Annotated in this window: 9 protein-coding genes; 2 read left to right on the top strand and 7 right to left on the bottom strand. The window is 37.1% G+C overall.

All coding sequences use genetic code 11. From position 1 onward, the window contains the following. Nucleotides 1–50 precede the first annotated feature (50 nt). From DXB63_RS13795 to DXB63_RS13785, 3 genes are all read right to left on the bottom strand, one after another. Entirely contained in the window at nt 51–503 is a 453-nt protein-coding gene (locus DXB63_RS13795; RefSeq protein WP_122126999.1) for a DUF4293 domain-containing protein, read from the bottom strand. A gap of 123 nt (nt 504–626) precedes the next feature. Beyond that, nucleotides 627–962, bottom strand: a complete 336-nt coding sequence (locus DXB63_RS13790) for a DNA-directed RNA polymerase subunit omega (protein WP_122126998.1) — start codon at nt 960–962, stop codon at nt 627–629. A gap of 14 nt (nt 963–976) precedes the next feature. After that, nucleotides 977–1,780, bottom strand: a complete 804-nt coding sequence (locus DXB63_RS13785; protein WP_122126997.1) for an outer membrane protein assembly factor BamD — start codon at nt 1,778–1,780, stop codon at nt 977–979. Between the two features lie 278 nt (nt 1,781–2,058). Here DXB63_RS13785 and uvrB point away from each other — a divergent pair, with 278 nt between their 5' ends. Further along, entirely contained in the window at nt 2,059–4,086 is a 2,028-nt protein-coding gene (uvrB, locus tag DXB63_RS13780) for an excinuclease ABC subunit UvrB (protein ID WP_122126996.1), read from the top strand. 108 nt (nt 4,087–4,194) lie between these two features. On the opposite strand, the gene DXB63_RS13775 is transcribed toward uvrB, so the two are convergent. From DXB63_RS13775 to DXB63_RS13760, 4 genes are read right to left on the bottom strand one after another with little or no spacing between them, the layout of a single operon-like run. Continuing rightward, nucleotides 4,195–4,899, bottom strand: coding sequence for a T9SS type A sorting domain-containing protein (locus DXB63_RS13775; RefSeq protein WP_122126995.1), 705 nt, complete (start codon nt 4,897–4,899; stop codon nt 4,195–4,197). A gap of 20 nt (nt 4,900–4,919) precedes the next feature. Continuing rightward, nucleotides 4,920–5,735 carry an Omp28 family outer membrane lipoprotein gene (locus DXB63_RS13770; protein WP_122126994.1) on the bottom strand — a complete coding sequence of 272 codons (816 nt, stop codon included), beginning with the start codon at nt 5,733–5,735 and terminating at the stop codon, nt 4,920–4,922. 3 nt (nt 5,736–5,738) lie between these two features. Further along, nucleotides 5,739–7,487: a DUF6029 family protein gene (locus DXB63_RS13765; RefSeq protein WP_199604216.1), complete on the bottom strand. Its 1,749-nt coding sequence runs from the start codon at nt 7,485–7,487 to the stop codon at nt 5,739–5,741. A gap of 5 nt (nt 7,488–7,492) precedes the next feature. Then, complete coding sequence (locus tag DXB63_RS13760; RefSeq protein ID WP_122126993.1) at nt 7,493–7,987, bottom strand: peroxiredoxin; 495 nt, start codon at nt 7,985–7,987, stop codon at nt 7,493–7,495. 171 nt (nt 7,988–8,158) lie between these two features. On the opposite strand from DXB63_RS13760, the gene DXB63_RS13755 reads away from it, so the two are divergent. Beyond that, nucleotides 8,159–11,920 carry an Omp28-related outer membrane protein gene (locus DXB63_RS13755; RefSeq protein WP_122126992.1) on the top strand — a complete coding sequence of 1,254 codons (3,762 nt, stop codon included), beginning with the start codon at nt 8,159–8,161 and terminating at the stop codon, nt 11,918–11,920. Nucleotides 11,921–12,285: the final 365 nt, after the last annotated feature.

Here is a 12,285-nt window from a genome sequence, read left to right as displayed (position 1 = left end):
GGTAGAACAACAGGGGAAACCGGAGTTTCAATAACTTTCCGATATGGATTTTATCTCAATCTATCGGCAGCTTTAACCAATACTTCATCTTTACCGATGGCACGAATTGCCAGATAATTAAGAATGATGGAAATCAACGGTAGGCAAAGTCCCCATGATAAATGGAACCCGGCATCCAGTCTGCCTTTCAAGATAAACATAAAAACAATAAAAGTCAGATAATAACCGATAAGCAAAACACTGCTGAACACTGTCATTCTTATTTGCAACATACGGTTCTTGAAAAGAAAGATGGTAGCAAAAGATATAATGGCAGATAAAAGCAGAATGGCAAACATTCCCCAGGGAGATGAATCACAACCGCTTTGCAGATAAACACCTAAGTTCGTAAATTCGGAAGCAGTACCGTCAGCATAAGTAAATGAACCAACAGGAATGCACATGGCAACAATCAATAAAACGGTTACTATCAGTAAATAAAGAGTTTGAATACGTTGTATCATGATTTCTAAATATGATTTTAAGTTATACAAAAAGAAAAGGGCTGTACCAAATCAGAAGGATGCCAATCAGTGATGACAGTCATTTCTTAATTTGAAACAGTCCTTTCTGCTATATCAAAGTTTTTACTGCAATTTTTCCTTTTCTTTTGCAGGATTGCGGTAGTACACCTTTCCTTCTTCATATTCCTGTGCTGCAATCAGCGTCGGTTTCGGAAGCTTCTCATAATAGCGTGAAATTTCGATCTGCTCTCTGTTTTCAAACACTTCTTCCAAATTATCGTTATAAGAAGCAAATTCCTGTAGTTTCTTAGACAAGTCGTTCTTAATCTCTACGCTAATCTGGTTAGCACGTTTACCGATAATAGCAACAGTTTCGTACACATTACCCGTATCTGCACACAATTCCATCATATCACGTGTAACGGTGTTTGCAGGAGCATTTGTCTTTTTGTAGTCCATAATTTCTATTGTAATTAGTCTTTAATATTTTTACTTGAGTCTTTAAATATCTTCTCGGCTTCCTTCTTATATTTTGATTCGGGAAACTCATTCATAAAAGCATAATATTCATCAATCGTGTCACGGAAACGTTCATCTTGTTTTTCCATCACACTCTGTAAAGCCATCTGGTACTTGGCACGAAGCACTAAGATAGACAAGTCCTCACGCAAACCTGTATAAGGATAATCTTTCAGTGCATTTTGCGCTGTAATCACACAGGAAAGATAATTGTTTCCCATATAATTGCCTAAGTTATAATATAGTTTGGCTGCATAATAATCTTTCCATACCAGTTTATCCTGCAACTTAAATATCATATCCTGCGCCTGCTCTTTCTTGCTGCTCATCGGGTAATACTCCATGAACAACTGTAACTCTTGAATAGCGCTATATGTACCGGACTGATCCAAACGAGGTTCTGGTGAATCCTTATACAATGCTTCTCCTGCATAGAAACGGGCTAATTCGGCATAAGTTCCTCTCGGATAAGTATTATAATAAGTCGTGAAGTAATGTGACGAAGTAGTATAATCTTCCTGATTATAATAAGTCATAGCCAACATAAACAATGATTCTTCCGCCTTGTCCGTACCTTTCATAATGGTAATCAGCTCTTCCAATAAGGCTGCCGCTCTTGAATACTTTCCTTTGGCGAAATAGGTCTTCGCAACTTCGTACTTGTAGTCATAGTCCGTACTTTTCAGAATCTTATTATATTCTCCACAAGAGGATAAGATAGCCGCCGCAAATAAAGCTATGATGATATTTTTCTTCATTCTTACTCAAATAATGCGCAAATTTACGGATATGAATTGAATCATGCAATTAATCGCTGTTTTTTAATACAAATTATAGATAAACGCGACAGTTTCAAGGATGAATGCTTGCACTAGTCACTCTGACCTTCCACCCACAAGCGTATATTGACCTTCCACGTATGCTTAAAGCATATATCGATATGTATTTTGTTTTAAAAGATGATAAACAGTTACAAAGTAAAGAAATTATTTAAATAAATGAGTAATTTTACGCCTCAATTATAGACGATAACAATATGAACTTTGAACTAACATCCGACTACCAACCGACAGGAGATCAGCCGGAAGCCATCGCCCAACTGACAGAAGGAATCCTTCAGGGAGACCCTGCACAAACCTTATTGGGAGTTACCGGTTCGGGAAAGACTTTCACCATAGCAAACGTCATTAAAAACATTAATAAGCCGACTCTTATCCTCAGTCACAATAAGACTTTGGCGGCACAGTTATATGGAGAGTTCAAAAGTTTCTTCCCGAACAACGCCGTGGAATATTATGTATCCTACTATGATTATTACCAACCGGAAGCATATCTGCCTTCTACCGACACCTATATAGAAAAGGATTTAGCTATCAATGACGAGATCGACAAGTTACGTCTTGCAGCAACTTCCGCTCTACTTTCCGGACGAAAAGATGTAGTAGTCGTATCCTCCGTCTCCTGTATCTATGGTATGGGCAACCCCTCCGACTTCTACGAAAATGTTATAGATATTAAACAAGGAAGAGCCATCAACAGAAACGTATTCTTACGCAGACTGGTAGACAGTTTGTATACCCGTAACGATATCGAGCTCAATCGCGGAAATTTCCGTGTCAAAGGAGATACGGTTGATATATACCTTGCTTATTCAGACCATATCCTCCGTGTCGTATTCTGGGGAGACGAGATAGACAGTATTGAAGAAGTAGATCCGATGACAGGAGTACGGATAACTTCATTTGACGAATATAAAATATATCCGGCAAACTTGTTCATGACTACTAAAGAAGCAACCATACGAGCCATCCATGAAATTGAAGATGACTTAACCAAACAAGTGGAGTATTTCCAATCTATCGGTAAGAACTATGAGGCAAAACGTCTCTATGAACGTGTGACCTATGATATGGAAATGATTCGCGAGTTAGGGCATTGCTCCGGTATTGAGAACTACTCCCGCTACTTTGACGGACGGGCAGCCAATACACGCCCCTACTGTTTACTGGATTTCTTTCCGAAAGATTTCCTAATCGTTATTGACGAAAGCCATGTCAGTGTACCGCAAATTCGTGCGATGTACGGAGGCGACCGTGCCCGTAAGACAAACCTTGTTGAATATGGTTTCCGCCTTCCCGCCGCTATGGACAACCGTCCATTGAAATTCGAGGAGTTCGAAGAAATGGCTAAGCAAGTTATTTATGTAAGCGCTACCCCTGCCGACTACGAATTAATCAGGAGTGAAGGTGTGGTAGTGGAGCAAGTTATCCGACCTACCGGCTTGCTTGACCCTATTATAGAAGTACGGCCAAGCCTGAATCAAATAGATGATTTGATGGAAGAAATTCAACAACGTATCGAAAAGAATGAGCGCGTACTCATCACTACATTAACCAAACGCATGGCGGAAGAATTAACGGATTATCTTTTGAAAAATGATGTCCGTTGCAATTACATCCATAGCGATGTGGACACATTGGAACGCGTAAAAATCATGGACGACCTGAGACAGGGATTATATGATGTACTTATTGGTGTAAACCTTTTACGTGAAGGTTTGGATTTACCGGAAGTATCGCTTGTAGCTATTCTTGATGCTGATAAAGAAGGCTTTCTCCGTTCGCACCGTTCATTAACACAGACAGCTGGACGTGCTGCCCGAAACATCAATGGAAAGGTTATCATGTATGCTGATAAAATCACAGACAGCATGAAACAAACAATTGATGAAACCAATCGTCGCCGGGAAAAACAATTAGCTTACAACGAGGCTCATGGTATCACTCCTAAACAAATTCAAAAAGCCCGAAAAATGGCTCTTATCAGTAATACCGATGAAGCAAAGAACAATTCTCCCAAAGCATACATCGAACCGGAGACAAGTAGCATAGCGGCTGATCCGATTGTACAATATATGACTAAAGCTCAACTGGAAAAGAGTATCGAAAAGACAAGAAAACAAATGTATGAAGCTGCCAAGAAACTTGAATTTATCGAAGCTGCTCAGTACAGAGATGAATTAATTAAGCTGGAAGATTTGATGAAAGAAAAGTATCCTGTTTGATAGTAAAAGCAATACTTGGAAAAGACTTACAAAGATATAACTTAGCAAAAAAAGAGGCGATCTCTCGTAATGAGAAACCGCCTCTTTTATATTATAGCAATCGTTATATTAACGAATCACACACTTATGAGCAGCAATACGTTTTCCGTTTTCTTTTACTTCATAAATGTAAACGCCTTTATTCAAACTATTTATAGCAACTGTTCCTTCTGTTTCCAAAGATACACTCTTCACTAAAGAACCGGTTACATTGTAAATATTCAATTGACGATTAGCTACATCATTAAAATGATAAGAGAATTCGTTTCCTGAAAAATAAACGTTTGTATTTGCATCAAGGGAGTTGATGGAATTATAGCTTCCACGAAGAAAGTTAACCGTAATTGTATTAATTACATTATCTCCAACTATAAGTTCAAGCATAACTTCCCCATCCACATCATCTTTAGGCGTTTGTAATTCCACATCCGGATTTTTCGAAGCACCCGCTGCAAGTGTCATAGTTTTGGAAACCGGAGTTCCAACATTCACTGGTATACAATTTCCAAATTCACCTTCTTCAAAACCACAAAATCCAATAAAGCCTCCTGTTACTCTCATTGTAGTAACTTTTAAAGTCACAGCCAAAGCTTCTTGTCCATTATTTACCACTAAAAGTTCCGGATCCATTGCTCTTTTATCGGGATTTATCTCTGTCACTGTTACAGCAGATCCACTAGCAACTACACTTCCTTCTCTCGTAAATTCAATAGATTGTGCAAAAGTAAAAGCACATGAAAGCAACAAGGCTACTAATAAAGTAAATTTTCTCATAGTTATTCTCTCCTTTTTAATTATTTATTATCTATAACAGGTATTTCTTCAACTTGTAAGACTTCATAAGTATCAGCATCATATATAACACCAACCACATTCATATTTTCAGGTTTCCAGGTTTCATCTAGCTTATACAATTTGGAAACAACTTCTGTATCTTCTATAGAGCTAATTTCAACTGTTTCCCCCCAATAATTAGGTTCATCATCTTTATCCCCAATGACACCTCGCAGCACATGATTATGTTCATAATTTGCTCCACCCATGGATTGAAAATCATAAATTTTACTTTCGGTAAGCATCAACAACAGTTTTGTTTTATTCTGCATTTGGGATGTTGATTTCTTCAATATGGACGTAATCGACACTTCGCGGTCTGTTTCATCATAATTTGATTTCATTAATAAAGAAACATAGGATGGAATTTGGAATGCACTTGCAACCATCGAACTCCACTCTTGTTGAAATCCAGTTGAAACTTTACCACTACGATTAATCATAGCTGCCGGATATCCTCTTCCATCACCATCCGAATAAAATTTCTTCCAATATGCCTCTCCCGCTTTTGTAACATATATAGTGCCATCAGCAAAAGCACCAGCATGTATACCTACAACTATAACCTTATGATCATAACTTTCTTGAAGTCGTTTAGCTTCAGCAGAACCTTGTGGACAATTCATACAATATTGCCCTGTAAATTCCTCCAATAAAACATTACGGTCACTCTTTGGAGGTTCATAATCCAATAAGCGTTCACTTTCATCAACTGAATTACAAGCACATAGTGCAAATATAATGAAGCTATATATATATAATTTACTTTTTAACATGACTTAAAAATTATAAGTATAAGAAACTGTTGCCCCCTTACTTGCGGGTACCTCACGACATACACCTCCTGTACAAGTGTATCCTTTGCGAGTTTTCCCATAGCCTACTTGCAAACGATGTGACTTATGAGTAAAAACTCCAGACACATTATAATAATGATTATTCGTTGCCCCTACATTATACATATCGGATACGGAAAACATAAAAGAGGGTGCAATGGCTAATTCTATTAAACCAAACATCCAATCTCCTTGATTAGAACGTTCTAATGGTGCAGTTTCAGGTGCTCCATTTAATGTTCTATAATCACTAGCTAATAAATATTGGAGTTCTGCTCTTAATGATATTTTTTTATTAATCTGATATTTTCCTTCCGCTACAAAAATATTGGATTGAACTAAGTCTTCATCTATATGTCCATTAGCTTTCGGATTATATAACTGATTTATGTACATTACATTCAACTTAAACACTTTAGATAATTTCTTTTCAATTGCAATATGAGCATCTTGATAATAAACTCCACCACTCATATCAAAGAAATTTGCTTCTTTCCCATTTGTTCCTTTTAGTTGAGCTACATTATCAAACTGCCCATATATTGAACGTATATGGGAGAAATTAAGTTTTATGTTAGTTCCATATTTTCCACCTAATGCTGTTTTTCTTTTGAAATTATAACTAAATTCACCTTGAAAAGCCCATTCTCCTGCAGTTTGAGTAGAATACGGATAAATCGTCGCCAAATTATAAGTATGTTGATAAGAAAAGACCGGCATATTATTTATAAAAGAAGCAGTACTTACGCCATTAATAGTTCTATTACTGCGATAAGACATATTATCGCTGCGTTTAGCCTGAATTAATGCACTCATTCCTCTTTTAGAATAAGATCCGGAAACCATTACTGCACTACCATTCTTGTAAATATAATAATTATCACTAGAAGGATCACAACCTTTTATAGCGTAATCTACCATAAAATTATAATTCCCTTTTTGCAGTTGAGCACGAAAATCATAAGCATTTACAACATCAGGTAAATTCAATCTTTTATTCGGTACCGGAGCTTCTACTATTTCATCATCCTCCTGTCTTCCTACATAAGATACCCCAAGAGTCAAATACGTATTGCTCTCCTGCATCCGTTTAAACCACTGCTCAACGTTCAATTCGGCATCAGCCCCGAAGACATAGCTATCTCTTCTGGGATTATTCCAATAACGTCCCTGCCAAAGATACCCCTTGTTCTGCCAATAATAACGTTGTTTACCACCCAGCATTTTTATATTGATTCCTTTGAAAGGGCGTACCACTAAACGTGCACCTCTCAACGAATTATCGACACCGAGACTTCTCTCTTCATAAGTGCGGTATATAAAACCATTTCCGAATTGATCGTAAAAGTCTCCTACCGTTAACTCTACTCCTTTATACTTTCCGGTAACATAAATGTAAGGAACTCCCCATCCGGCAAAGTCCTTTTCAAATCCGGGAAGCGGATGATCCAAATACTCCAAACGAGCACCCGCTGAAACATATTTACTTAACAGGTTTAGGTCTAAATAAGTATTGGTCAATCCCCAATCATCATAAGTTCCTGTTCCTATAGCTTCATCCTCTTGCGGAAATAAGACGTCTGCCTGCAAACTTCCGCTTAATGATACTTTGTCTCCTAACTGAATCTGTGACCAAGCAAATGAAGTTATCAAAGAAAATTGGAGCAATACTATATATCTTGTAATTTTCATGCCATTTATTTCTTTTTAGCAATCAATTCTCTTACTTTATCTATCAAATGACTTTCAGAACCATCCGTATAACCACTACGTGATTCTGCAATCTTGCCATCTCCATCAATTATAAATACAGCAGGAATCATGTTCACTCCCATTGCACGTTTAAAATCGCTGTTCGGATCAAGCAATACTTCATATTCCCATCCGTAGCCATCCACCAAAGGTTTTACTTTAGCAACGTTCTGTGCCTGATCGATGGAAATGGCTATTACTTTTACACCTGTTTCATCTTGCCAATCAGCATAGACTTCACTAATAGCCTTAAGTTCACGATTACAGGGTTTACACCAAGTAGCAAAAAAACTGATAATAAATGGTTTTCCATCATTTTGTAATGTTGCAGTGTCAACGGTCTTCCCATTAATATCTTTCAACGTGACAGATGGTAACTGTGCATAAGATGCAAAAACTCCTAAAAGAAGAAGCACTACCAGACAAAATCTTTTTCCCATTTTATTTTATTTTCGTTGTTTATACTGCTGCAAAAATATGTAAAAGTGGCGAAATCATCCCTATATTATTGGTTAAAATTATGCAATATAAAACAGATTATACATCTATGATAGTTAGTTTTCTTATTTTTGTAGATATTTTAATCATAATTTTTAAAAGAGAGAAAAACAATGAAGAATCTAATGTACTGTATTGCGCTAGCAATAGGATTACTACCTAACATCCTGATGGCACAAGAGAAACCTGTTATTCAGACGTTCACATTTGAAGACGGAGCTTCTCTTAGCGGACTTTCAAGTAATGGTCTTTGGGCCACTGCCAAAGGGAAAAACAGCGAAGACGAAACAGTTGATGCACACCCTTACTTACTAGATGTAAAAAAAGGAACCCGCAAGTATTTATTAACAGACGAAGAAATCAAGAATGCAGTCATGTGTGGCGCATATGACGTCAGCAATGATGGAACTGTTGTCGGTAATTACGATGGGTATCCTGCCGTTTACAAAGAAAGCACCGGATGGAAAATATTATCGGATAAAAAAGTTTCCGGAACAGCAGAATATATAACCAGTGATGGAAAATACATCATTGGTATAAGCATGAACGGATATACTGAAAAACCTCTTTTCTGGATAGATGGAGTTTTACAAACATTAACCGGGCTCCCAACTATCGATGCCGGAGGATATACTGCCGAACAAAATCGTTTTGTGGGCATATCCGAGGACGGTAACATCATTTTAGGTTGTCTTTCATATAGTCATCCGGGCTGGGGCTGTTGTTATTATGTATACAATCGAACAACAAAAAAATATAAGATGTTGGGATGGGAAGAAATTGCAAAACCCGGCCATGTAGACCAAGCCGCTCTTAGTTCCAACGGAAAGTTCGTAACGGGAACTGCACATATCGTAAAAGCCGCAGCAGGCAGTGATTTCCCTACTGAATATGATACATCTTACAAATATGATGTAGAAAACGATACTTTTACGTTAAATGATGGATTGGAAGACCAAGATATCGGCGGGTTCGTTATTAACAATAATGGTATAGTATTCGGAGCTGCTCCTTTTAACAATCCGGCACGTACACTTCAATACAAAGTGGGTGATTTCTGGTATAGTCTTGAATTGGTATTAAAAGAAAAATACAATATCGACTATATGACTAACACCGGTTACGATTATACCGGTACTCCTGTTGCTATTTCTTCCGATAACAAAACATTGGCTGCATTGGCAATGGGTAATACATTTAATTACATTATTACCTTACCCGAAACTTTTGAAGAAGCAGCATCTACTGTAAACTTGCTTGCCGATCCGATAGTATATCCGGGTAACGGTTACACATTCTCTAAATTAAAAGTTGCGACTATTACATTCGATAAAAACGCTCAAATCAAAGACGATGCAAAAGCATATATTTATCAGGGAGAGACTCAAATTGATTATTCATTATCTATCAAACAGACCACAACTTCAACCAAAACATTCGCAATTACTTTTCAGACTGTAGTTTTGGAGAAAGGAAAACAATATACATTAAGAATACCTGCCGGAACTTTCTACTTACCGGGAACAAATATTGAGAGTGAGGAAATAAATGTAACATATACCGGACGAGAAGACATTCCGGTTTATACAACCAGAATCTCGCCCGCCGACGGAAGTAATGTTAGCGAAATCAGTTATAACTCACCTATGAGCCTTACTTTTGATGTGCCATTGGCTCTTACAGAAGGTGCTGTCGGTAAATTGTATCAGGATGGAAACGAAGATCCGTTATGTGATCTGACTATTGCTACTTCTTCAAATATGATGGCAGCTTATCCGGCATTGAAACGTTATCTATACAAAGATATCAATTATACCGTTAAAATTCCGGCAGGTATCGTAACCGATATTATGGGTAATTGTGCCAATGAAGAAATTGTATTGCACTATCACGGTATATATGAGAGACCCGCACAAGAGGTTGATAATAATATCTTTAGTGATGATTTCTCTGATCCCGCTACTTCATACACAAGATTCTTATTATGGGATGGTGATAAAAACACACCGACAGAAGCAATGCAGGAGATGGAATTCGACAGCAATAATACGCCATGGAATTTCACAATAAGAGAAACTGAAAATAGTAGTGATAATTGCGCAGGATCTACTTCTATGTACTCTCCTGCCGGTAAATCAAACGACTGGATGTCTACTATCCAATTATATTTGCCAAATGCAGATTACTATTTGTATTTCAACTCACAATCTTATAAAAAAGATAAAGAAGACCGCCTCAAGGTATTCGTTTGGACTAATGATGCAGTTCTGAACAATTTAAGCGATGATTTGATCGCACAATTTGAAGCAAAAGGCAAATGTATTTATGATGAGATTGAAAGCCCGGGAGAAAGTGAAGAAGTATTAACCGGAGAATGGAAACAAAATAAACTATCTCTTGCTGAATTTAGCGGAAAGAATGTTTATATTGCTTTCGTCAATCAAAATGAAGACCAAAGTATGGTCTTTGTAGACAATATACAAGTTACTTACGAAGGACCTTTTGTTATTGGCTCAAGTACTGAATCAGTAGTAGTTAAGCAAGATGAAGTGGAAATTGCAGGATACATCAAAATTACAGATGATAAAACATATACCAGCTTGCGAGCTTACTATAAAAACAATGACAAAGAAGTACAAGATGAAATAAAGGCTGAAAACATCACGTTATCAAAAGGAGATATTTACAAATTTAAATTTAATAAAAAACTACCTCTTGAAGTCGGAAAAATAACGAATTATACCATTGGTGTAGAAATGGAAGGCGGTATTCAGGAAGTAAACCTAAACGTGAAAAACCTTGCATTTGCTACTACGAAAAAAGTGGTAATTGAAGAAGGAACCGGTGCATGGTGTCAAAATTGCCCATTAGGTATAATAGCTTTGGAACATCTTGAAAAGCAAATGCCAGATAATGTGATTTCAATCGGTATTCATAATAATGATGCCTACGACTTCGAGCAATATTACAACTATCTGGGTATAACAGCATACCCTTCCGGAGTAATCAACCGAATCGACACAATATACAGCCCTATGTTCACAGGTACTAATGAAGCAGGCGAAGCAGTCTATGAATTTGTTTCACCTGCCGGAAATGAAACATTTACAGATATCGTACTTAGAGAACTTGAAACGAACGCTGAAGCGGAAGTAACATTAAAGGACGCCGTTTATGATAAGTCGATCAACAGAATAGCACTTCCGACAAGTGTAAATTATGCTGTAGATATCAATTCTGCAAACTATAATGTGCTATATGTAATTCTTGAAGATGACTTGGTAGAAAATCAGAAGAATAATTTCTACAATACTTCACACCCGAACCTCGGCGAATGGGGTAAAGGCGGCATATATGGTACTTTGTATGCAAAATATTCCTATAAAGATGTAGCACGCAGCATTGTCGGAACTTCATTCAATGGTATCAGTGGATATATCCCAACAAGCGTAGAAGCTAATAGTCCGGTTGAATTTGAAATTCAAAGTGATATTCCGGTAAGAGTGACCGATATGGATAATGCATCTGTTGTATGTATGCTTATCAATGCTAATACAGGAAGAGTTGTGAATGCGACACGTAGTCGTTTTGTCAGTGGAACAGTTGATCCTAGCGTAAGCATAGATGAAAGTACGACAGAAAGTCAAAATGTTATCATTCGCTCCGAAGGACAAGACGTAACAACGACTTTCAACACTGATGGTAAAGCAGTTGTAACATTATATAATATCAATGGCTACGTTATCAATCAAGTACAAACAACCGTAGCAAATGGCGAAACGCTTAACGTCAGTGCAAATGGATACTCCGGTATCATTATTGCCAAAGTGGTTGTTGATAATCAAGTTACTGTACAAAAACTTGTAATCCGATAAATTTCGACGAAAGGGATTATCCCCTCTCGGCTAATATAAAAGCATGGAAGCTCAATGGTTTCCATGCTTTTTTTATCTCATAAAAGAGAACTCACCAATAAAAAGCCATACTAAATCCTGATGTAGTGCTATCCACAAACATAAATAGGTCTTTTTATACATATTTCAAATTATACTTAAATCACCTTCACGTCTTCACTACTTAGATGCAAATCGCTATTAAATAACAAATTACAGTGAAGGCCTTTTTAAATTGAGAGTTAAGAGTTGAGAATTCTTTTAACAACTTTTAACTCTCAATTCTCAACTAAATGAACTGCACCCCAAAAGTTGGACAAAAAAGAGTCTTACACATGAAATTAAGT

This window comes from Bacteroides sp. OM05-12, from assembly GCF_003438995.1.
GTDB lineage: Bacteria > Bacteroidota > Bacteroidia > Bacteroidales > Bacteroidaceae > Bacteroides.
This window is presented reverse-complemented; position numbering and strand designations above follow the sequence as displayed.

Coding starts and splice junctions, on each gene's coding strand:
- DXB63_RS13755 (WP_122126992.1), top strand. CDS start 8,159: ATGAAGAATCTAATGTACTGTATTGCGCTAGCAATAGGATTACTACCT.
- DXB63_RS13790 (WP_122126998.1), bottom strand. CDS start 962: ATGGACTACAAAAAGACAAATGCTCCTGCAAACACCGTTACACGTGAT.
- DXB63_RS13785 (WP_122126997.1), bottom strand. CDS start 1,780: ATGAAGAAAAATATCATCATAGCTTTATTTGCGGCGGCTATCTTATCC.
- DXB63_RS13765 (WP_199604216.1), bottom strand. CDS start 7,487: ATGAAAATTACAAGATATATAGTATTGCTCCAATTTTCTTTGATAACT.
- DXB63_RS13775 (WP_122126995.1), bottom strand. CDS start 4,899: ATGAGAAAATTTACTTTATTAGTAGCCTTGTTGCTTTCATGTGCTTTT.
- DXB63_RS13795 (WP_122126999.1), bottom strand. CDS start 503: ATGATACAACGTATTCAAACTCTTTATTTACTGATAGTAACCGTTTTA.
- DXB63_RS13760 (WP_122126993.1), bottom strand. CDS start 7,987: ATGGGAAAAAGATTTTGTCTGGTAGTGCTTCTTCTTTTAGGAGTTTTT.
- uvrB (WP_122126996.1), top strand. CDS start 2,059: ATGAACTTTGAACTAACATCCGACTACCAACCGACAGGAGATCAGCCG.
- DXB63_RS13770 (WP_122126994.1), bottom strand. CDS start 5,735: ATGTTAAAAAGTAAATTATATATATATAGCTTCATTATATTTGCACTA.